We start from the raw sequence: 23,443 nt of genomic DNA, 5'->3' as shown, positions 1-23,443 counted from the left end.
CTCATTATAGAAATCGAAGGATTCTATAATTACCACTCCATTTCATCTGCCGAATCAGGAGAAAATGAATCCGTAGATGTTTCACCATCTTCGTGAGATTCATTATCCTTGTTTTCTTTTTCCCACTCTTCATGCTTTCGATCAAATTCTTCATAATCATAATCAGGAAGTAGCTCTGTTTTAATGTGATTGATCGCATTATCCAACCCTTCCTGAAACCGATTGAAGTCTTCTTTGTACAAGAAAATTTTATGACGATTATACCCATTCCCATCAGAGCGACGCGTGCTTTCTGTTATGGTCACGTAAAAATCTTCTCCTTGTGTTTCTTTGACATCGAAGAAGTACGTTCTTCGCTTTCCTGCATTTACTTTCTGTGAGAACACATTGTCGAGATGACCTGATTTTCCTTTTTCCACAATTCGTTTTATTTTAGATTTATTAAACTAGTCATGCAAATCTAAAAATATTAGCCATAAAATGAATATTTTTCTGCGATATTAGCAAGTGGATCCCATCAAAATCTTATATCTCATAGTTTTAAGAAGGCCAATCGATCCCTATTCACATTCTAAGATGATTCAAGAACAGCATGATCCATGAGATATCGATAAAATTTATTCGAATAATAGAGTGTTTCATGCTGACCTATTGCAGCGATCTGACCTCTTTGGAGTACGATGATTTGATCATATTGAGTGGAAGGGTTTAGTCGATGGGTAATATTGAACAATGTTCTTCCATTAAATTCCTTATCCAGGACAGAAGATATTTCCTGTTCTGTATTGGCATCAACGGCGCTTAAAGCGTCATCCAAAATTATTATTTCAGGATCTTTGATGAGTGCACGGGCGATGGATGCTCTTTGCTTTTGTCCGCCAGAAAGTGAAACTCCCCGTTCACCAATTCGAGTTTGATACGCTTTCGGAAGTTCCGATATTTCTTTATGTATCATCGATTTAGCTGCTGCTGTTTCAATTTCTTGTTCAGTAGCCTGGTCCCGTCCAAAACGAATGTTATTTTCGATGGTATCAGAAAATAGAAAATTATCCTGCGGCACATAGCCGACCAATTCTCGCCAGACAGCAAGATCGAGTTTTTTCAAATTAATGCCATCCACCATTATTTCACCACTCGTGGGATCAAAAGTACGCAATAGCATTTCAGCAATAGTTGTTTTTCCGCTACCTGTCTTACCGATTATGGCTATTTTATCTCCCTTATGGATCTTAAATGACACATTATCCAGAGCTTTTATACCGGTATCCGGATATACAAATGAAACATTTTTGAATTCGATCGACTCCGAGAAGGAGATTTGTCCTATATCACCGTTGGGAATGGCGGGTTGATGATCGAAAAACTCATCAATACGACGCTGCGATGCAGCTGCTTGCTGAATAATCGACGCAATCCACCCCATGGATGTCACCGGCCATGTCAACATATTAACATAGATGATAAATTCAACTAAGGTTCCCGCGGAAATTGCTCCGCTGTTAATTTGTAATCCACCAAAATATATTACCGCAATCGTACTGATACCCACGATCAATATCATCAAGGGTTGAAAAAAAGCATTCACCTGGACCAGTGCCATGGACTTATCCTTATAATCGTCACAATTCTCAGTAAAGTACCCACTCATCTGTTTTTCCTTCACAAATGACTTGACCACTCGGATTCCTGAATAGATTTCTTGTGACAAACTCGTTAGCATTGACAACTGTTGCTGGATCATCGTACTTTTACGATGAATCAGACTACTGACATAATAAATGGAAATCGAAAGAAACGGCAACGGAATTAGGGTATATAAGCTCAACTGCGGACTGACTTCAACCATTGAAGTAACCACGAGAATGGTCAGTGAAGCCAGGTTTATGCTGTACAACACTGCTGGCCCCAAATACATTCGTACTTTAGAGACATCTTCCATGATCCGATTCATTAAATCACCAATGCGTGATTTTCTATAAAAATTTTGGGAAAGCGTAGAGTAGTGGTGGTAAATATCTCTGCGAAGATCATACTCGATCAATCGGGAAACAACAATAATAGTCTGTCGAGTGAAATACATAAAAATCCCCATCAGTAATGCAAAACAGATCACGAGTATTCCGTACGTCAACAGGTTCGAAGCTAAATTTGAAATGATATCATTTCTGGATTCAAAGCCCGAAGCCATCTGAATCGACTGTATATCTTGCAGAACCAAATCCAGCGCCTGGCTGATCATTTTTGGCTGGACCACGGCAAACAGATTGGAGAGTATAACAAATAGGATACCCAGAGCCAATCGACCCCGGTATCGCCACAAGTATTTATTTAAACTCTTTAAGTCGCCCAATTGGAATTTTTAGCAAAAATAGAGAATGAAGGCTATCTAATGCTAAAATAGAGATATGGTTCAAGTTTTTTTAACCTTTCATGATCTTTTTCGGGTATTATCTCATAGAGCTCCTCCATATTCCGGAATAATTTCGTTTTTCGCTGTTTTGCAATATAATAAGCCATTTGTTTTGTGATATAGGGATGAGGATAGAGACTGTCGTAGACCACCTGGTTTATTTCCAGGTGGTGGAAGTTACTGTCAACTCGGAGGAATGGCTTGATCTGCTGAAATACGCTATCTGGTACAGCATACGTTTCGCCAACCTGATCAACAGAATAGAACCCCCCTAGGGCATTTCTGAATTTAATTATTTTTTCCGCTCGATACGGACCGATATTGTAAAGTGATTCCCATTGTTCCCGGCTGGCTTGATTTATCGAAATGATCACATTGGATTGAGTAGATTGGTGTGATTTGTGGAATGAGTGATCTTTATCGCGATGCACTTTTTGATCGGTCGGAATCTCAGCAGATCCACTTGACTTTCTTTCTGGTTCAAAACGATAGTTTGTATCGGTGGAAAATACAGTAGTAGGGGGCTGAAACTTTGAAGTGATTATGGATTCTTGGCCAGATAACTCGATTTCGTCGATCCATGCATAGTTTTGGAGCAGATAAAAGACGATATAAAATAAAATCAATGCACCCCATATAAAATAATTCCGATATGTGTCTTTCTTATTCAAAATCCATCAATTTTGAGGTTCTGGTGCCGGTAATTGTTCCCCAAATGGCCAATGACTGTATGACTTCGAAGAGATCGATAGGTCTATCGCAAAAGTGTGATCTTCAATGTAATCCAATACTAGTAAATGGGCACTTTGGGGATATTTTGCTGATTGATGCATTCTCCACAATGTCCCATATAAAGCATCCCAATCCTTTACGCCGGACATAAGAACTTTCTTTTTTACATAATATTTATGCCGCATTCGAACTAAATGCGGGGGTACATTATCTATAAAGCTGGTGTAGCAAATTCCCTGAAAATAGATTTCAGAAACCGGTTCATTTTTATACGGATGCCGAACTAATACCGGGGAGGAACGTTTTTGATAAATATTGAATGCCTCATTTGAAGCTGCAAGTACCACCAACACAAATGTGGCATATTTTACCCATCGTTCCAATTCCCTTAATTCCAGGCTCAATCCAATGAGAAGTAGGATAACTACTATCAGGGCAATGGTCAGATCATTCCAGACCAGCAAAACCGAAGAAAAGGACCAGGCAGCCAGAACTTCAGATAGATCCATAATCAACTTCAGAATTTGACTACTAAAAAACACCAGGGCATCCGTGAACCAATTCCAAGAGGCAGGTAATATAATTGACAGCGCGCTGATAAAGATTAAAGGAAATAATAACGGGATGATTAAAAAGCTGGAAAGAGTACTCAGCAACGAAATTTCCTGAAAATGAATTAAAAGCAAGGGGATGATACCTGCCTGAGCGGACAGCGAGACAGCAACGAGCCCTGTGAAATAATTGTCTCCAAAGAATGGGCGAACCCACATTTTAAAAGTTTTGAAAAATAACAATATAGAAGCGACGGCTCCAAAGGATAATTGAAAGCTAACTGTAAAAAAAGCGTTTGGGTGAATGACTAGTACAAGTAAAACTGCCCAGAAATAGACGTTCCACGGATTTACTTGTCGATTAATCCTTCGTGCCGTAAGATAAAAAGTAGTCAGAATGACGGCACGGACGACCGGTGTATTCATACCAGTCAAAGCTGCATAGGCCCATAAAGTCATCAGCACGAAAAGATAATGGAAGGGAGAGCGGGGTAGAAGTAGCTTAACCGGTAATAATAGGATAAATAAAAGAACGCTGACAATACCCACGTGCAGACCTGAGACGGCCAGAATGTGCATTAATCCGGCACGCTTAAAAACTTCTTTTGTTTTTGAGGAAACATTTTCTTTTTGTCCCAACAACAGCGCTTTTAGAATTGCAGCCTGCGAACTATTTTGATAAAGGTGATCAATTTTTTCAGCAGTAGTTTGTCTTAGACGGAAAAAAAAGGATTGAGGCACGTCCCGAATAATTATCAGATCGGTTGATCTGTAGAGAAATAATTCATGGCTGGTGTTTTGAAGGTGCCAATACTTTTTTGCATCAAACGCATAAGGTATGTTTGATGATTCAATGGGTTTCAAGGGGCGATTTAATGCAATGACCTGCCCTTTATGAATCGAGTGGTTTTTATCAAGTAAATTTATATTATAGTAGTGCGGAGGTTTCCACCAATGGTTGTTTTGCACACGGATCTGCAACCGGTCCATATTTTCATAGTGCTGTACGCTAAAAACCGTCCCCACAGAAGATGATGTGGTATCCAGTAGATCTGCGGAACGTACAAACTCTCTCTGATGAAACTTACTAAGTAAAATACCAGATCCATAAAAGAGCAAGAGACTTGCCACAATCCAGCCTAGATAGGGTGTACAATACTTTGATTTCAAATTTACCAAACTGCTGAAAAATACCACAACTAATAAAATCTGAAGCCCTATATTGATGTACGAAGTAGAAGCATAAACCATAGATATTCCTCCGATAAAGAATAATACCGGCCAGATCAGGGATTGTATTTTTAATGATTCAAAGTTCATACCCTGAAAAATTTACATCAAAACAAAAAGGGCATATAAGATACTACTTTATACCCTATAAGACAAATTTATTAATAACGATGATGTAACTCCCTGATGTTTATTATTTTATCAAAAAGCGGATTACCGATGATTCATGCTGATCAAATTTAATCTTGAGTACTGTAATTGACAGTATAGCAGAGAGGTAGAAACATATGATATTGTATAATAAAGTTTTCCAACCCATCCGGCCGGAGAGGAATCAGAGTGCCAGCTGGTTCCATTCAACATATCATATTTTTAGACAGATGAGTAGATACATTTGAGTTTAGGTTTACTGCATAAAATCCGCATTATTCTTTGATTGTATTCGATACAATTGCTCTTTGCAGTTCAGGCGATACCTCCTTTTTATACCTCATGCATTATAACCATCTTTAGCACCTTGAAATACCAATACTACATTTTACGGTAAAACTCACAGTAAAATACCAGTTCTAACAGAATGAGCTTTTGTGTTTTGAGACAATTAAAGGATGAAAGATATTAATTCGATTATGCTCCATGACGTAATTACTAATCCAATATACAGCACATCCGGATCAATCAAGGTTCGTAAATTTTTACGTGCTTCAGCCAGATGGTTCTTTGCCGTAAAAAATGAAATATTCATTTCTCGCGCTATTGTTTTTAGAGGTTTACCTTCTTTCCTGTGTTGAACATAAATTTCTTTCTGGCGATCTGATAACTTACACAACGCAGCATCCAATACGTGGCCGTAATGTTTTTCATCCATCATCCGCTGTATGGGATTCATCCATCGCTCTTTGAGGGTCTCTCTATATTTCGTCTCGTGGGCAGCTTTTCTAAAGTGATCAATCAACGTGTTCCGGGTAATCAGAAAAATATAATTACTTACATCATGGATGTCTTGAATGCGAGTTTCATTCATACAAACTTTTAGAAATACATCTTGTGTAATATCTTTTGCGAGCGCATAATCTTTGACATTATTTAGGATATATCCAAATACTTTGTCGTTGTATTGGTGAAACAAGGTTTCCGCATCTTTGTACTGGTCCGCATTATTTTCCATGGGATGAAGAAGTGTCTTTTTGCTGTATTGAGCCAATATAAATATATTATTAGGATTAGTTACGAATATTTAAGATTGTTTTATGCGTTTATTCAGATTTGCGCTTTAACTTAAAGTACTCTGTGCTTCGTTTTACTAATATGTGATAAAACGATCCACTCAGATCCCTCATTTGAGCACGGCATTTCGAACAAATATTCAACACAAGGAAATAACTGAGATGTATGAGTCACCTGGCTATGCATTTTCCTAATCCGTAAAATTCATGGCTTTTGATTTTCCTATTTGGCATTGATTATTGTTTTAATGGCAGTTAGACAGATGCAGATATGAGTGAATGCAGTTTCGGCTCGCCCGAGACAACCGAAACATCCATGTTTCTGGCGGGTACGCATTAACTGCATTTAAAAAACTATAAACATATAGTTGCCAGAATAGTATTCTATTTCAAGGAGTTCGTAATAGGACCGAATGTAGTCTCGGTCGAGCCGAGACAGAAAGTTCAGTATAACTGAGCAAAATCTCGCCAAGGGCGAGATCGAATGTGGTCAATCCACATTCCCCGCCTTGGCTGTGGGTGGGCTCTGTCCCGAGGATAAATGTATGAATCAAAAGTCAAAAGTTCCCCGTATTTGGGCCATGTAATAGGCCCATTTTTGGAATTTAAGCAATTGATGTACTGCATATTATGGAACATAATAGATTGACGTGGTAGATAAAGCGGGCTAAGTGCTCACTACGATATTAGTCAACAGAAGATCGTCCGGAGTCCATAGATGAGTTTCTACTCATCCACAATTCATACAACAAAAAGACAATATAGTATAATAAGGATATGTCAATATTCCATTACTTTCACCTCGTAGAAAAATATCAATTAAAGTAGATCCATAATATGTTTCAAATTAAAGAACAATCCCCGGTTTACGATGTCTGCATCGTCGGATCCGGAGCAGGTGGCGGCATGGCTGCCAAAATTCTGGCCGAAGCCGGTTTAAAAATTGCCCTGATGGAGGCCGGACCAGATTTTGATCCGGCAGATCCAGATTCACAGACCCAATTAAAATGGAATTACGAATCACCACGGCGCGGTGCCAGTACGCCCACCCGAAGTTTTGGGGATATGGACATGGCCTATGGCGGTTGGGAGATTCATGGCGAACCTTACACCCGAAAAGGTGATTCCGAATTTGACTGGTTTCGTTCTCGAATGGTGGGGGGCAGGACCAATCACTGGGGGCGTATATCACTCCGGTTTGGACCCTTGGATTTCAAACGAAAAGATTTTGACGGCAAAGGAGACAACTGGCCGATTGGATATGAAGATATTGCTCCTTATTACGACAAGGTAGATAAATTGGTAGGGGTTTATGGGACCCGGGAGAACATACCCAATGAACCAGATGGTTATTTTCTACCGCCTCCAAAGCCGCGCCTGCATGAACTATACCTCAAAAAAGGAATTAAAAAACTAGGAATACCTGTGATTCCTGCTCGAAAGTCAGTCCTTACCAAACGGTTAAATGACAGCCGGGGAGTTTGTTTTTACTGTCAACAGTGCAACCGGGCTTGCAACGTGTATGCAGATTTTTCCTCCTCATCAGTATTGGTAAAACCGGCCGGTGAAACGGGGAATATGGATTTGTATGTGGATGCGATGGTACGGGAAGTGCTGACCGATGAGAACGGCAGGGCCACCGGTGTTTCCTACATTAGCAGACAGGATCGGCAGGAGTATCAGATAAAATCCAAGGTTGTAGTCCTGGCGGCCAGTGCCTGCGGTACCGCACGTATTATGCTCAATTCTAAATCAGATCGCCACCCCAATGGCATCGGGAATTCCAGCGGTGTACTGGGCCATTACCTACACGATTCCACCGGTGCCTCTCGAAGTGCTATATTACCTGAACTTCTGGACAGGACCCGATACAATGAAGACGGTGCGCGTGGAATGCACATCTATACGCCCTGGTGGTTAAATGATAAAAAAGACCTCGAGTTTACGAGGGGCTATCACATTGAATATGGTGGTGGAATGTATATGCCTGGTTATGGAGTTGGTTTCGGTATGGAGCATCAGAATGGAAGAATTCCAGGAAAGGATGGAAAAATGAAAAAGGCTGGAGGGTACGGCTTATCATTCAAAGAGGATGTAAAGCGATTTTATGGAGCCGGAATTGGTTTTGCCGGTCGGGGGGAATCGGTTCCTCAAAAAGACAATTACTGTGAAATTGATCCAGATGTCGTAGATCAATACGGCATTCCAGTCCTTCGGTTTAATTACCACTGGACGAAAGATGAAATTATGCAGGCCAAACACATGCAGGATACTTTTGAAGAAATCATCCATGCTTTGGGTGCGGTTCCAAATGGAGAAAAACCGGGTGCCGATACAAATTATGGTTTGGAAGCCCCCGGCCGGATCATTCACGAAGTGGGAACGACCCGAATGGGAACTGATAAAAATACCTCAGTAACTAATAAGTACAATCAGACCCACGATGTGGACAATTTATTTGTCATGGATGGGGGCGTATTTGTGTCTCAAGCCGACAAAAACCCAACCTGGACCATTCTCGCTCTGGCATGGCGATCTTCCGATTACCTGATTGACGAACTGAAAAAAATGAATATTTAATATGGACCGTAGACGAACATTAAAGTATTTGGCAGCGGGAACTGCATTGACTGGATTTTTATTTACCAGCTGTGCCGATGATAAAAAGTATCAGGTCGCAGGGGTTCCTAAAAAAGCAAAAAATCCATTTGGGTATGGACGCACACCAGAAGAACTTGAACGCGATAAAAATCTAAGTGAACGGTCGTTTTTCACCTCAGATGAAGCAGCGCTTATCAATGTGTTGGCTGACATAATCATTCCGGCCGATGAGGAATACGGGGCCGCTACAGATACCGATGTATTCACATTTATTGACTTTATGGCACTGGATCGACCGGATTTTCAAATTCCATTGCGAGGTGGACTGCAATGGATCAATCAGGAGAGTCGACGTCGGTTTAATAAAGAATTTGTAAATATATCCGAATCACAGCAAATAGAGATTGTTGAAGACATTGCTTATCCGTTTGATGCAGAACCAGCCTTTACACAGGGAGCCCGGTTCTTTTCGATTTTGAGAGATCTGGTTGCTTGTGGCTACTTTTCAAGCAAAGAAGGCATCGAGTATATAGGCTATATGGGAAATACACCGCATGTATGGGATGGGGTTCCTCAAGAAGTACTGGATGAACATGGTCTGGCCTATGATCAAAAGACACTGGATGAATGCGTGGATCAATCCAAACGGAATGAAACGATGGACTGGAGTGGGTATGAGTTATAGGTCTGACTAAGATGTCTGAACAGGTTTATTTGCTTTCAAGATAAGTCAGGATTCAAGGATATATTGCCAAAAAGATTCCTGTGCATCTTAAAGTCCCAGAGGGACAAAAGATCATAGTCAGGGTTGTCAGCCCTTGGAAAAAGTTCAAAAGCATTATAAGTCCGTCTTTGCGGACGACAGATGTAAAGCTATGCAGTCAGAACAGGATTTATTTGATTTCAGGATCGATCAGGATTCAGGGATATTTTGCCATAAGAAATCTTGTACATCTTCTAATCCATTATTCATGTTCAGAATACAGTAAGTGCCCCCCAACCCCCTCTTAGAAGAGGGGAGTCGTTCGGTGTCATGAACATGACCGGCTTTCATTTTAGCCACCCTTTCTCTCCGTGAGAGAAATGAGAAAGAGTTCAGCCTGGGTAAATTCAAAATGAATGACGGGTAGACGCTCATCCTATAAGGAAATAATCCGTTAGCGCCAAAATGAACTCCCCCCAAACCCCCTCTTAGAAGAGGGGGAGTCGTTCGGAACCATATACTCGTCCGGCTTTCATTTTAGCCACCCTTTCTCTCCGTGAGAGAAATGAGAAAGAGTTCAGCTTGGGTAAATTCAAAATGAAAGACGGGTAGACCCTCATTCTTTAAGGTAATAATCCTTTGACGCTAAAATGAACTCCCCCCAACCCCCTCTTAGAAGAAGGGGAGTCGTTCGGTGTCATGAACATGACCGGCTTTCATTTTAGCCACCCTTTCTCTCCGTGAGAGAAATGAGAAAGAGTTCAGCCCAGGTGAAATCAAAATGAAAGCCGGGTAGACGCTCATCCCTTAAAGTAATAATCCTTTGACGCTAAAATGAACTCCCCCCAACCCCCTCTTAGAAGAGGGGGAGTCGTTCGGTGTCATGAACATGACCGGCTTTCATTTTAGCCACCCTTTCTCTCCGTGAGAGAAATGAGAAAGAGTTCAGCCCAGGTGAAATCAAAATGAAAGCCGGGTAGACCCTCTTTCTTTAAGGTAATAATCCTTTGACGCTAAAATGAACTCCCCCCAACCCCCTCTTAGAAGAGGGGGAGTCGTTCGGTGTCATGAACATGACCGGCTTTCATTTTAGCCACCCTTTCTCTCCGTGAGAGAAATGAGAAAGAGTTCAGCCCAGGTGAAATCAAAATGAAAGCCGGGTAGACGCTCATCCCTTAAAGTAATAATTTTCTTTTCAATTCAGATTCCACAGCATTCCAATTATTTAATACCAGGTCATTTTCAAATCGTAAAATATTGTACTCCATCTCAATTAATCTTTCTTCACGTAATTGATCATACTCCATTTGGTAATGATGTATATCTCCATCGATTTCAATAATTGTCTTGCCTTGATGACAATAGAAATCGGAGATAAAGAAACTTTTTGACCCTAAAATATTGCTATGTTCTATAATATATTGCCTATAAAATTTTAATCCATAAAATTTTTTATTTCTTACTTTCGACCAGAATATTTGTTCAGCAGGAGTTGGATTAGTTCTCATCCATCTGGCCAATTCTAGAACTGTTTTATAACTCATGAAATAAATATAAATAAAAGAATCCTTTGACGCTAAAATGAACTCCTCCCAACCCCCTCTTAGAAGAGGGGGAGTCGTTCGGTGTCATGAACATGACCGGCTTTCATTTTAGCCACCCTTTCTCTCCGTGAGAGAAATGAGAAAGAGTTCAGCTTGGGTAAATTCAAAATGAAAGACGGGTAGACGCTCATCCCTTAAAGTAATAATTTTCTTTTCAATTCAGATTCCACAGCATTCCAATTATTTAATACCAGGTCATTTTCAAATCGTAAAATACTGTACTCCATCTCAATTAATCTTTCTTCACGTAATTGATCATACTCCATTTGGTAATGATGTATATCTCCATCGATTTCAATAATTGTCTTGCCTTGATGACAATAGAAATCGGGGATAAAGAAACTTTTTGACCCTAAAATATTGCTATGTTCTATAATATATTGCCTATAAAATTTTAATCCATAAAATTTTTTATTTCTTACTTTCGACCAGAATATTTGTTCAGCAGGAGTTGGATGAGTTCTCATCCATCTGGCCAATTCTAGAACTGTTTTATAACTCATGAAATAAATATAAATAAAAGAATCCTTTGACGCTAAAATGAAATCCCCCCCAACCCCCTCTTAGAAGAGGGGAGTCGTTCGGTGTCATGAACATGACCGTCTTTCATTTTAGCCACCCTTTCTCTCCGTGAGAGAAATGAGAAAGAGTTCAGCCTGGGTAAATTCAAAATGAATGACGGGTAGACCCTCATTCTTTAAGGTATTAATCCTTTGACGCTAAAATGAACTCCCCCCAACCCCCTCTTCGAAGAGGAGAGCCGTTCGGAACCATATCCACGACCGGCTTTCATTTTAGCCACCCTTTCTCTCCGTGAGAGAAATGAGAAAGAGTTTAGCCTGGGTAAATTCAAAATGAATGACGGGTAGACCCTCATCGATACCCTGTGCAGAAACATATCGAAAGAGGAGGAATAGATTTAGAATGAGTACGTACATATCTATGAGATTACGACTAAGAATTTAGAATCGTCGATCCAAATCGTTAATAAAGTTAAGACTAGATGCTTGTTTATTAACAATAATATATTATTTTGGACGCATAATTGGATATTTTCAAACAGAATCAAGAATATGTTTCAAATTAAAGAACAAACGCCCGAATATGATGTATGCATTGTAGGTTCGGGCGCAGGTGGAGGAATGGCGGCCAAAGTTTTATCTGAAGCGGGACTCAAAGTCGCTTTGATGGAAGCTGGACCGGATTTTGACCCGGCGAATCCGGAGACTCAAACTCAGCTCAAATGGTCGTATGAGTCACCTCGACGCGGAGCCAGCACCCCCACCCGGAATTTTGGTGACTTTGATATGGCTTATGGGGGATGGCAACTGAAAGGCGAGCCATATACACACAAAAACGGAACAAAATTTGACTGGTTTCGATCCCGAATGGTTGGCGGTCGAACCAATCACTGGGGGCGTATCTCTCTCCGTTTCGGTCCTTTGGATTTTAAACGTAAGGATTTTGATGGAAAAGGAGACAATTGGCCGATAAGCTACGAGGATGTCGCTCCATACTATGACAAAGTAGATAAATTAGTTGGTGTTTTCGGTACCCGTGAAAATATACCCAATGAACCGGATGGATATTTTCTACCGCCTCCAAAACCACGATTGCATGAGCTTTATCTGAAGAAAAGCTTGAAAAAAGTTGGAATCCCCGTAATTCCAGCCCGGATGTCAATGCTGACCAAGAAAATCAATGATAAACGAGGCGTTTGTTTTTATTGTCATCAATGCAGTCGCTCTTGTTCGGTGTATGGTGATTTTTCATCGTCTTCGGTCTTGGTCCGTCCTGCTACCGAGACAGGTAATATGGATCTGTATGTGGATGCCATGGTTCGCGAAGTGACTACCAACGAGGAAGGAAAGGCGACGGGAGTGTCATACATTAACAAACACGACCGACAAGAATACCGAATTAAATCCAAAGTTGTGGTTCTCGGCGCCAGTGCTTGCGGAACCGCGCGAATTCTCCTCAATTCCAAATCATCTCGTTTCCCAAACGGTCTGGCCAATTCAAGTGGTGTGATTGGACATTATTTGCACGACTCAACAGGAGCTTCCCGGAGTGCCATACTTCCGCAGCTTCTGGACCGTACCCGGTACAATGAAGATGGCATTCAAGGTATGCACGTATATACTCCCTGGTGGTTAAATGATAAAAAAGACCTTGGTTTCACGCGAGGTTACCACATCGAATATGGAGGCGGTATGAATATGCCTGGGTATGGATTTGGATTTGGCATGGAAAATAAGAATGGGAAAATTCCTGGTCCAGATGGTAAAATGAAAAAAGCAGGTGGTTATGGGCTGTCACTTAAAGATGATGTCAAGCGGTTTTATGGGGCCGGAGTGGGTTTTGCCGGACGTGGAGAATCCGTACCTCAGAAAGACAATTATTGTGAAATTGATCCCAGTGTGGTGGATCAATTTGGAATACCAGTTTTACGTTTTAATTACAACTGGACCGATGATGAAATCCAACAGGCTAAACACATGCACGAAACTTTCGAGGAGATTATTGATGCTTTAGGTGGAATACCCAATGGAACCAAACCCGGTCCGGAATCCAATTACGGGTTAGAAGATCCAGGGCGGATCATTCACGAAGTCGGCACCACCAGAATGGGCGATGATAAAAAAACGTCGGTCACCAACCGGATGAGTCAGACCCACGATGTTCCCAATTTATTTGTGGTTGATGGTGGGGTATTTGTATCACAAGCCGATAAAAACCCGACCTGGACCATTATGGCTTTGGCGTGGCGATCTTCTGATTATTTAATTGATGAGCTTAAAAAAATGAATATATAGCATGGACAGACGACGATCATTACGGTATTTGGTAGCAGGGACAGCTGCAACTGGTCTGGTTTTCACAGGTTGCAGTACCTCAGATGACAAAAATGGACGGGTAGAAGGTGTACCGAAAAAAGAAGATAACCCATTTAATATTGGACGTACCCCGGAAGAACTCGAACGGGATAAAGCACTCACAGAATCCAATTTCTTTACTACCGAAGAAGTGGCGCTTATCAATGTGCTGGCCGATATTATAATTCCGGCTGATGGTCAATTCAAAGCGGCCAGTGAAACCGGGGTGGCAGAATTCATTGATTTTATGGCCTTAGATAAAACCGGATATCAGGTACCTCTTCGTGGTGGATTGCAGTGGGTCAATCATGAAAGTAGAAAGCGATTTAACAAAGAATTCGTGGATGCTTCCGATAAGGAGCAAATCGAGATCGTGGATGATATTGCTTATCCCTATGACGCGGACCCGGCGTATGCTGCAGGCGTTCGGTTCTTCTCCACCATGAGAAATCTGGTCGTTTGTGGATATTATTCCAGTAAAGAGGGCATGGCTGACCTTGGATATATGGGCAATACGCCCAATGTATGGGACGGTGTGCCTCAGGAGGTACTGGATAAACATGGACTGGCCTATGATCAAAAAACATTGGATGAATGCATCGATCAATCGACGCGGAATGAGGTGATGGATTGGAGCGGGTATGAGCTGTAGTTATTGTGCGGAGAACCGATAAGAATTCGTAAAGAGGCACTAAGGCTTTTTAGTCTATAGAATTCTATTTATCTCGTTAAGGTCTATTGAAGTTATCACAGAGATTCACAGAGAATTTTCACGGAGACGCACAGCGTTCTTTCACGGAAGCATTCAACCCTGTCTCTCCGTGAGAGCAATGAGAAAGAGTTCAGCCTAAGTGAAATCAAAATGAAAGCCGGGTAAACCCTCATTCTTTAAGGTAATAATCCTTTGACGCTAAAATGAACTCCCCCCAAACCCCCTCTTAGAAGAGGGGGAGTCGTTCGGAGGCATAAACACGACCGGCTTTCATTTTAGCCACCCTTTCTCTCCGTGAGAGAAATGAGAAAGAGTTCAGCCTAAGTGAAATCAAAATGAAAGCCGGGTAAACCCCCATCTTTTACTGGAATAATGTTTTTTTCAATTCAAATTCCACGGCAATCCAATTATTTAATACCAGGATCAATCAAGATTCTTGGATATATTGCTGTAAGAAATCCTATGCATCCTGAAATTAGATTCATCGTGTTCAGAAATGTTACAGGGCACATACTCCTCGTCGCTTTCGGCGGGCTGCTGGGGAAAAACGCGAGGGTGCGGGAGATGCTTGAAGCGCGAGCATTCGTTTTTCCTAGACTTTTGCTTCACTTTGTTTCATGACAAAGTGAAAAAAACATTTTTTTTAAAAATCTTAACTTTAACTAGTCCGATTTCTATCCTCACCCGTTTCACCACCAAATAACATTGATACAGTGACCAAAGACGGCAAACAACTCAAACATTTATACCAGAAATACCTGGATCAGTCCATGACCCAGGCCGAATTTGATCAATTGTTCAATGTGCTCAAAAACCCCGAAAACCTTGAATTATTGAAACAAGAAATGAGCCGGGCGTGGCAATCGGATGCTGGTCAGGAACGGATTTCACCGCTATACTGGGAAGAAATCGAAATGGAAATTCGGAAACGGAAGGCGCTGGAACGAAAACGTGTCCTCGAACGACAAACCCGCAGATATTGGTTAGCTGCAGCCGCTTCTTTCTTGTTGGTAATCGGACTTTCCCTGGCGATTTATTTTAATGCCAGTTCAGATGAATACCTGACCTATACTACGGACTATGGTGAAGTGGAAAAGATTGTGTTGGATGATGGCAGTCAGGTCACACTCAATGCTAATTCTGTTCTAAGATGGAAACGAGATTGGCGGGAAGAAGGGTATCGAACAGCGATATTAACCGGAGAGGCTTACTTCGATGTAAAGACCATCCGAGATGCAAATGATGAGAAAACCGGATTTGATGTGCAGACCGACGATCTAACGATCCAGGTGGTCGGTACAGCCTTCAACGTTAAGAGTCGAACCGAAAAGACAGATATTTTCCTCGATGAAGGGATCGTCCATTTGAATTTGAAAGAATCAGAAATTCCGGTACAGCCACAAAAGAAAGAACCTTCCATTGTTATGAAGCCTGGGGAATCGGTCAGTTACTCTTCAATAACAAAAGAGTTGGACCGGGCAGCGGACAATCAATATGGCAATGCGTCCTGGATGGCGGGGACCTTTATGTACACGAACTGGTCGGTCCGGGATATACTCCAATCCCTGGAAGACATCTACGGCGTAACCTTTAATATAGTGAATGAAGAATTACTACAACGCAAACTAACCACCCATTTACCGTATTCCGATTGGCCTATCGTGGAGTCAGGTTTAGAGCTTATTCTACAGGTCGATTTAATCAAAAAGGGAGATGTGATTGAAATAAATAAACGAAAATAAAAAACAGCCGGCATAGCGCGCTAAAAACTGAGAATATCCATTCAAAGCTATAAGCGGCTCCGATACGCCAATATCTTAAAAGCCGGCCATGTTAATACATACATTTTTTAAATAGGATTTCAAAAGAACCCGTATTCATTATAGCAAATAAATTGCTTCTCATGAAATCACTAAAAATGCAACAATGAAAGTAAGACATTTACATGACAAAATTCAAAGTCCACAGGAAAAATTAAAACGAGTGGATAAATTGGGAAACTGGCTTCCATTTAAAGTCGGTCTATTATTCCTGCTATTAGTGCTTCCCTGCCTGTTTCAGAATTTGTACGCCAGGGATTTTACTGCTTCTCAAGAGGACATCAAACTCACGGAAGCCTTGCATCGTTTAAGCCAGAAGTACCAAGTCTTCTTTAGTTACGACGAAGCTTCGATAAAGAATGTCGAGGTCAATTATCAACCTAGAAATTACACAAATGTCAGCCACGCCCTCGATCAATTGCTGGTGGGCACGGTATTCAAGTATAAGATCTTTGACAACCGGTATATTATCCTCTATGAAGAAAGCAAGGAGGCCATTTCCTCTCTAAAAGGGATGGTAAGACACTTGGAGACCGTGATCGATAGCCAGGAGAACCCACCTTTTAAAAGAGGCTATGAAAAACCAATAGCTTTGTTACAACATTCCTATCAAAAGCAAATTTCATTACTTGCATTCTCGATTTCAGGTACCGTAACGGATGAATCCGGTGAGCCTTTGATTGGTGTCAATGTGCAGGTCAGAGGGACCAATAAAGGGACATCCACTGATTTTGAAGGGAATTTCACCTTAGAGGATATTGATGAGAATTCGGTCTTGATGGTATCTTATATTGGCTATCAGACGCAGGAAATACCAGTGGCTGGTCAAACATTTTTAACTATATCAATGACTTCTGACTCCCAGTTGTTGGACGAAGTTGTGGTGGTGGGGTATGGAACACAAAAGAAGACATCATTGACTTCTGCTGTTTCTTCCATGGAAGGGAAAGAAGTTAATTCTATTCCTGTTACTGATTTGAGTAATGCAATAGGTGGCCGATTGTCTGGGATAATAGTAAAACAAGCTTCGGGTGAGCCTGGATTGGATGGTTCCAATATTTATGTACGAGGTATTTCTACCATAGGGTCAACACAACCTCTGTTGATAGTAGATGGCATTCCAAGAAATTTTCAAAATTTGGATCCCAGCACTATTGAGACTTTTACCGTGTTAAAAGATGCGGCAGCGGTTGCACCTTATGGGGTAGCAGGTGCAAATGGTGTGATCTTGGTAACGACCAAAAAAGGAAAATCAGGTTCTGCAGTTATTAACTATAACGGTTATGTTGGGTTTCAAAACTCGACCAAATTACCTGATCTAGTCAATGGCTATGAATATGCTCTGTTGAAAAATCTTGCTGCTGAGAATGTAGGTCTTGCAAAACCATGGACTGATGATGCGTTACAAAAATTTCAGGATGGCAGTGACCCGGATCGATACCCACCTTATTATGATGTATGGGGAGACCTTGTGAATAAGAATGCTTTGTTAAATTACCACAGTATTGATGTATCAGGAGGATCTGATAATTTCAATTACTTCGTGAATTTTGGTTATCAAAACCAAGAGGGGATGTGGCCTTCAACCTCTGCCAACCGATACAATCTCTCATTGAGTGTGGATGGAGATATTACGCCAACAACAAATTTGTCTGTTAAAATTAACGGCTTTAATAAGTATGCAACTCAACCCCCTACGGATAATGATAATTCGTTAGGTTCATCTACTGTGCGAGTGTTTGAATTGATCAAATACGCTCATCCGGACTTCGGTCCATTATTTTATAGCAATGGATTATATGGAGCTCACTCAGCGGCCGCTATTTATGGCTCTGGATACAGAGACCGGAATTCTTTGAGTGTATATTCTCAAATAGCCCTCAACCAAGAAGTTCCCTTTATTGAAGGACTTACATTAATGGGGAAAGTTGCTTTCGATCCAAGTTTTAACACGCACAAAAAATGGTCCACTCCTTTACATGTAGCCAATATTGATGTAAGTCAAAAACCATATGTAATAACGGATGCCATTTTTGGCAAGTCAAATCCTACACTTTTTCAAGATGAGGACAAATCCTTTCAATTAACCTACCAGGCAGGCTTTAATTATGCAAACCGATTTGGGGACCACGGAATTGCCTTTACAGGTGTGTTTGAAGCGATCAATGGAAAAGGTTATTCTCTGGGAGCATCCAGGAGGAATTATAGTCTCTATATTGATGAAATCAGTATGGGTAGTTCTAGTAATGATGATATGTCCACCAGTGGTGGTTCATATGAAACAAGTCAGGTAGGTTTAGTCTATCGATTATCATATGATTATAACAATAAATATTTAGTAGAAGCCAGTGGACGCTATGATGGACATTATTATTTCGCACCGGAAAACCGATTTGGGTTTTTCCCTGCTTTCTCAGTAGGATGGCGGTTATCTGAAGAAAATTTTATGAAGGATAAATTGCTATGGCTTGACAATTTGAAGGTAAGAGCTTCATATGGAGAAGTTGGAGCTTTAGCTGGAGGTCCCTTCCAATATTTAAGTACCTATGGTGTGAGAGGACCTGGATATGTTATTGGTGGAAACGGGGTGCAAGTAGTTTACGAACGCTCAGAACCAAATCCGAATATAACTTGGGAAAGAGCTAATAAAACGGATTTGGGATTAGAAATCTCATTATGGAATGGTTCAGTACATTTCGAAACAGATTATTTTTATGAGAAGAGGTCAAACATGCTCATAACGCCAAATGTAATAACGCCCTTGGAATATGGAGTAGGCCTTAGTCAGGTGAATGAAGCTGTAATGGAAAATAAAGGGATTGAATTTTTAACAGGCCTCAACCATAAAGTCAATAAAGATTTATCCCTTGGTCTCAGTGCAACGGTAACTTTTGCTAAGAACAAGGTCTTGGAAATATATGAAACATCCACAACTTATGACAATCCTAATAGAAGAAGAACTGGACGTCCTCTTGGCACTCAATTCGGTTATCAGGAAGTAGGATATTTCCAACCTGAAGATTTTGATATGGAGGGGAATCTTAAATCTGGAATTGCCATTCAACCTTGGGGCCAGGTCGCACCCGGAGATATCCGATATAAAGATTCGAATGGAGATGGAAAAATAAATCCAGATGACCGGGTTCCTATTGGAGATCCCCCTGGAATAATTTATGGGTTTTCACCAAATGTGAAATTTAAAAGCTTTTCTTTAGATGTGTTGTTTCAAGGGGTAAGTAATACAAGTCAGTATTTTAATGGATCAGCTATGTGGCCATTTTTTAATGGTAGGTCTGCTTATAAACAAAACTTTGATTATTGGAAAGAGGATAATACGAATGCCAGTTTTCCTCGATTAACACCAGTACCAAATAACAACAACACTCAAACATCATCGAAATGGATGTATGATGTTTCTTATTTGAGACTAAAAAGTGCAAAGCTATCATATAGTTTGCCAATTAGCCTTATTGAAAGAGTTGGTATAGACAGAATGCAGGTATATGTTAGTGGTCAAAACATCCTAACTTGGACAGGATCCTTTGTCGGTGAATTTTATGATCCTGAAAGTGTGAGCTCTGGCGGGTATAATTATCCTCATCAGAAAGTTATTTCAGTGGGATTGCAGGTGACATTATAAATTCAAAAATTATTAACCAATGATACATCAATATATAATTAAGATAGGAGTTGTTATTTCATTTTCACTAATGTTGTTTTCATGTGATGAATTTCTAACTATTGAACCTACAACTCAAGTGGGAGATGAAACCCTGTGGAGTAATGAAGGGAACGCAGATTTGTTCCTAAATAACATATACTCTGGCTTGCCGGGGAGTTTTACAACGCATGACCCTCCAGAGAATTGGTCAGACAATTCAATGAGTGCCCATTCCTGGGGGTATTCAACAACTACGATTAAAACTGCGATTTATACAGCAGACGACGCACCCAGTCAATGGGGCCACTATAATGATATTAGAAAAGCTAATTTATTTATAGCAAAGGTGAATGCCGGTAAGCTAAGTGACGATTGGAAAACGAAGCGTTTGGGTGAGGCCCGTTTTTTGCGTGCATATTTTTATATGTTACTTTGGACGCATCATGGAGGTGTACCTATAATTACAGATGTTCTTAATCTAAGTGAACAAGGTGATGAAGTATTTCGAGCACGAAACACAGCTGAAGAAACTTATCAATTTATTGTCGATGAATTGACTGCTATTGAAATGGATTTGCCCGTTAATGCGGAAGCCGGGAGGGCAAGCCGAGGGGCAGCTTTATCACTAAAAGGATGGTGCGAACTTATATGGGCAAGTCCGTATTATAACAACACCAACGATAAAAGCAAGTGGGCTAAGGCTGCTGAATCATATAAAAAGGTTATAGATTTACAAGTTTATGACCTTTTCCCAAATTATAATGAGCAATTTATGGAAGGTAATAATTGGAATAAAGAAACAATCTTTGCTAAGTCTTATCTTGGTGGAACTTCTTTGGGAGGTAGCCGGGAAGGCCTCCAGGGGCCATGGATAGTTGGAGGTACTCAACTTTCTTGGAGTGGGGTCGATCCCTCACAAGAATTGGTTGATGAATATTTTATGGCTAATGGACTACCGATAGATCATCCAGATTCTGGTTATGATCCTCAGAATCCGTATGCAAATCGGGAAAAGAGATTCTATGAGTCAATTATATATGATGGTTCTATTTGGGTCGGTTCAGAAATGGTAATGAAGCAAGGCGTTGGAAGTCGCAATGAAACCGATTTGGCTTCAAAAAATGAATCCACAAATACTGGTTATTATATTCGAAAGGGATTGAATCCGGCATATGCTGTGAATGGTCCCAATCGACTGAATAGCGCAAACTACATCATATTTAGGTTCGCTGAAGTTTTGTTGGGGTATGCTGAAGCGAAGAATGAAGCAGTAGGACCTGATGAGTCTGTTTATGAAGCTATTAATTTAGTACGGGCCAGAGTGGATTTACCACCTTTAAAAGATGGCCTGACACAGGATGAAATGAGAAAAGCGATTTATCAGGAACGTCGGGTAGAATTGGCCTTTGAAGACAAACGCTATTTCGATTTGCTTCGGTTGAAACTGGCTGAGAAAAACTTGAATGGACATATGCAGGCCATGTTGATAGAGAAGGTAGGAGAGGATTGGGTATATAAGGTTATTCCCGCTACCCAGGGCGAAATGATTTTTAATCCGGAAAAAAATTATCTTTTCCCTATTCCACAATCAGCTATTGATAGAAATCCTAATTTACAGCAGAATCCAAATTATTAACAACTACTCTAAAATGACCATTTCAACAGAAATAAATGACAAACAAAATAAAATCAATAATGTGGGTACTATTTTTGCCCACATTTTTGTATAGTTCTGACTTTAGAGTTGGTGTAACAAAAGTAAATATTACACCCAATACTTCTCAGAATCTTATTGGTTATGGCCCCAGGGATTCTAAGGGGGTTCTCGATAGTATTTATCATAGAATTGTAGTTTTAGAGGATGGCATTGATCGATTTGCTCTGGTTTCATCTGACTTAGCTGCCATATCGCCTGCAACTTATCAGAATGCTGCCAAGAGGATTAAATCGCTTTATGACGTCAATGAACAAGATTTATGGTGGACTAATACGCATACCCACTCTGCTCCTGAAGTAGGTTCTGCCGGTGTAATACCATACTTTTTAGGTGAACGATATGAGCATGAATATGATAGAGCGTATACAAAATTTGTCGAGGATATGCTTGTGAAGGGTATTGGGTTAGCTATTGAGAAATTAGAACTAGCTAAGTTAGGAGTTGGATGGGGATATTCACGTGCAAATATAAATAGAAGAGCTCGAGGCATTGATGATAAAACTTTTTTGGGAGAAAATCCCGATGGACCCATCGATCGTAAAATAGGATTGATTCGATTTGAAAATGAAATTGGAAAACCAATAGTATTAATATCAAATTACCCTATTCACGGCACAGTTCTTAGCATAAGTGATTTGAGAATAAGTGGGGATGTTCCAGGGGTTGTGTCTAATTATGTTGAAGAAAAAATTGGAGCTCCCTTATTATTTATAAATGGGGCGGAAGGGAACATAGCTCCCCGGTTCTCTATTTCCATTAATAATTCAGGTAATAAGGAAAAATTTTTAAATCAATTCAAAAGACTTTTAGGAGATAAAATTTTGGAAGCGAATGAAAATATTATTTCAACCACAGAAAATGTTAAATTTAGGACTCGACAAATTGTCATTGAAACGCCGTTAAAAAATGGGCTGGATGCTAATGCCTGGCCTGAGGATATGGATTCTTACCTAAGAATAAATTCTGCCGGTGAGGGCATCATTAGAATGCCTATTAATTTTTTAATGATAAATAAAGATCTAGCCATTTGGTCAGCTCCATTAGAGTTATTCTGTGAAATTTCAAATGAAATAAGAGCACACTCTCCATTTCCTTATACCTTTTATTATGGTATAGCAAATGGTACATTGGGCTATTTACCTACGGAAGCTGAGTTTAAATTAGGTGGATATGAACCGGGAGTATCTCCTTTTTCTGTTAAAGCCGGTGATCATTTAATTAAAGAGGTGTCCAATGTATTGGAAGAGGAGGATAGAATAAGAGATTGAATTATTAAATGATCTGTTGAATTGCGCGGAGAAAATCGCAGCAAAGGTGTATCAGATTTTAAAGCTATACGTTTTCCAAGATTTGAACATCTCTTTGGTATTGGTACAACGCCTTTAGAAATATTATAATTATGTCTATTGAAATACGAGATCGCTCACCATTTGCTGATGTTTTTATTGGTTGTTCAAAGAACTGGTTAGGGATACGACGGCGGAAGAAGAATGGCCATACGGCGGAAATAAACCTATTCTTTGATCGTATATGTCGCCGGCGGGAAGACATTAAGCTGGGAAAGTTGCTGAGTAACTTCATGAAGTATTATGAATGAATA

The 23,443-nt window shown here is 40.4% G+C and carries 15 protein-coding genes; 8 read left to right on the top strand and 7 right to left on the bottom strand.

The features are described from left to right. Positions 1–29: 29 nt before the first annotated feature. The 5 genes from KUV50_RS03625 to KUV50_RS03605 all read right to left on the bottom strand — a co-directional run bounded on the left by KUV50_RS03625 (position 30) and on the right by KUV50_RS03605 (position 6,091). Positions 30–419, bottom strand: coding sequence for a DUF3276 family protein (locus tag KUV50_RS03625; RefSeq protein ID WP_315899930.1), 390 nt, complete (start codon positions 417–419; stop codon positions 30–32). A gap of 152 nt (positions 420–571) precedes the next feature. Then, positions 572–2,350 (bottom strand): ABC transporter ATP-binding protein, encoded by a 1,779-nt coding sequence (locus tag KUV50_RS03620; protein ID WP_222578732.1) that lies wholly within the window; start codon positions 2,348–2,350, stop codon positions 572–574. Positions 2,351–2,382: 32 nt separating this feature from the next. Next, positions 2,383–3,081: a ComEA family DNA-binding protein gene (locus tag KUV50_RS03615; RefSeq protein WP_222578731.1), complete on the bottom strand. Its 699-nt coding sequence runs from the start codon at positions 3,079–3,081 to the stop codon at positions 2,383–2,385. 6 nt (positions 3,082–3,087) lie between these two features. Then, entirely contained in the window at positions 3,088–5,013 is a 1,926-nt protein-coding gene (locus tag KUV50_RS03610; protein ID WP_222578730.1) for a ComEC/Rec2 family competence protein, read from the bottom strand. Positions 5,014–5,524: 511 nt separating this feature from the next. Next, complete coding sequence (locus KUV50_RS03605) at positions 5,525–6,091, bottom strand: RNA polymerase sigma factor (protein ID WP_222578729.1); 567 nt, start codon at positions 6,089–6,091, stop codon at positions 5,525–5,527. A gap of 895 nt (positions 6,092–6,986) precedes the next feature. Between KUV50_RS03605 and KUV50_RS03600 the strand changes: the two genes are divergently transcribed. Together KUV50_RS03600 and KUV50_RS03595 are read left to right on the top strand one after the other, a co-directional pair. Further along, positions 6,987–8,729 carry a GMC oxidoreductase gene (locus KUV50_RS03600; protein WP_222578728.1) on the top strand — a complete coding sequence of 581 codons (1,743 nt, stop codon included), beginning with the start codon at positions 6,987–6,989 and terminating at the stop codon, positions 8,727–8,729. 1 nt (position 8,730) lies between these two features. Then, the gene (locus KUV50_RS03595) at positions 8,731–9,435 is read left to right on the top strand and encodes a gluconate 2-dehydrogenase subunit 3 family protein (RefSeq protein WP_222578727.1); all 705 of its coding nucleotides are present in this window, start codon (positions 8,731–8,733) and stop codon (positions 9,433–9,435) included. A gap of 1,193 nt (positions 9,436–10,628) precedes the next feature. Here the strand turns inward: KUV50_RS03595 and KUV50_RS03590 are convergent. Both KUV50_RS03590 and KUV50_RS03585 read right to left on the bottom strand, forming a co-directional pair. After that, the gene (locus KUV50_RS03590; protein WP_222578726.1) at positions 10,629–10,997 is read right to left on the bottom strand and encodes an endonuclease domain-containing protein; all 369 of its coding nucleotides are present in this window, start codon (positions 10,995–10,997) and stop codon (positions 10,629–10,631) included. Positions 10,998–11,191: 194 nt separating this feature from the next. Further along, a complete protein-coding gene (locus KUV50_RS03585) occupies positions 11,192–11,560 on the bottom strand; it encodes an endonuclease domain-containing protein (protein WP_222578725.1) in 369 nt (122 codons plus the stop codon). A 570-nt stretch (positions 11,561–12,130) separates the two neighbouring features. Here KUV50_RS03585 and KUV50_RS03580 point away from each other — a divergent pair. The 6 genes from KUV50_RS03580 (at position 12,131) to KUV50_RS03555 (ending at position 23,111) form a co-directional block, all read left to right on the top strand. Beyond that, positions 12,131–13,873 carry a GMC family oxidoreductase gene (locus tag KUV50_RS03580; protein ID WP_222578724.1) on the top strand — a complete coding sequence of 581 codons (1,743 nt, stop codon included), beginning with the start codon at positions 12,131–12,133 and terminating at the stop codon, positions 13,871–13,873. Between the two features lies 1 nt (position 13,874). Then, positions 13,875–14,585, top strand: a complete 711-nt coding sequence (locus tag KUV50_RS03575; RefSeq protein ID WP_222578723.1) for a gluconate 2-dehydrogenase subunit 3 family protein — start codon at positions 13,875–13,877, stop codon at positions 14,583–14,585. A gap of 773 nt (positions 14,586–15,358) precedes the next feature. Next, the gene (locus tag KUV50_RS03570) at positions 15,359–16,387 is read left to right on the top strand and encodes a FecR family protein (RefSeq protein WP_222578722.1); all 1,029 of its coding nucleotides are present in this window, start codon (positions 15,359–15,361) and stop codon (positions 16,385–16,387) included. A gap of 184 nt (positions 16,388–16,571) precedes the next feature. Continuing rightward, positions 16,572–20,105, top strand: a complete 3,534-nt coding sequence (locus KUV50_RS03565) for a SusC/RagA family TonB-linked outer membrane protein (protein ID WP_222578721.1) — start codon at positions 16,572–16,574, stop codon at positions 20,103–20,105. Between the two features lie 19 nt (positions 20,106–20,124). Beyond that, entirely contained in the window at positions 20,125–21,762 is a 1,638-nt protein-coding gene (locus KUV50_RS03560) for a RagB/SusD family nutrient uptake outer membrane protein (RefSeq protein ID WP_222578720.1), read from the top strand. Between the two features lie 35 nt (positions 21,763–21,797). Next, positions 21,798–23,111 carry a neutral/alkaline non-lysosomal ceramidase N-terminal domain-containing protein gene (locus tag KUV50_RS03555; protein ID WP_222578719.1) on the top strand — a complete coding sequence of 438 codons (1,314 nt, stop codon included), beginning with the start codon at positions 21,798–21,800 and terminating at the stop codon, positions 23,109–23,111. Positions 23,112–23,443: the final 332 nt, after the last annotated feature.

The sequence above is a fragment of the Membranihabitans marinus genome, assembly GCF_019802045.1.
Lineage (GTDB): Bacteria > Bacteroidota > Bacteroidia > Chitinophagales > Saprospiraceae > Membranihabitans > Membranihabitans marinus_A.
Note: the sequence above shows the minus strand (reverse complement) of the source record. Positions and strands in the feature narration are given on the sequence as shown.

Coding starts and splice junctions, on each gene's coding strand:
- KUV50_RS03610 (WP_222578730.1), bottom strand. CDS start 5,013: ATGAACTTTGAATCATTAAAAATACAATCCCTGATCTGGCCGGTATTA.
- KUV50_RS03605 (WP_222578729.1), bottom strand. CDS start 6,091: ATGGAAAATAATGCGGACCAGTACAAAGATGCGGAAACCTTGTTTCAC.
- KUV50_RS03600 (WP_222578728.1), top strand. CDS start 6,987: ATGTTTCAAATTAAAGAACAATCCCCGGTTTACGATGTCTGCATCGTC.
- KUV50_RS03595 (WP_222578727.1), top strand. CDS start 8,731: ATGGACCGTAGACGAACATTAAAGTATTTGGCAGCGGGAACTGCATTG.
- KUV50_RS03590 (WP_222578726.1), bottom strand. CDS start 10,997: ATGAGTTATAAAACAGTTCTAGAATTGGCCAGATGGATGAGAACTAAT.
- KUV50_RS03585 (WP_222578725.1), bottom strand. CDS start 11,560: ATGAGTTATAAAACAGTTCTAGAATTGGCCAGATGGATGAGAACTCAT.
- KUV50_RS03580 (WP_222578724.1), top strand. CDS start 12,131: ATGTTTCAAATTAAAGAACAAACGCCCGAATATGATGTATGCATTGTA.
- KUV50_RS03575 (WP_222578723.1), top strand. CDS start 13,875: ATGGACAGACGACGATCATTACGGTATTTGGTAGCAGGGACAGCTGCA.
- KUV50_RS03565 (WP_222578721.1), top strand. CDS start 16,572: ATGAAAGTAAGACATTTACATGACAAAATTCAAAGTCCACAGGAAAAA.
- KUV50_RS03560 (WP_222578720.1), top strand. CDS start 20,125: ATGATACATCAATATATAATTAAGATAGGAGTTGTTATTTCATTTTCA.
- KUV50_RS03555 (WP_222578719.1), top strand. CDS start 21,798: ATGACAAACAAAATAAAATCAATAATGTGGGTACTATTTTTGCCCACA.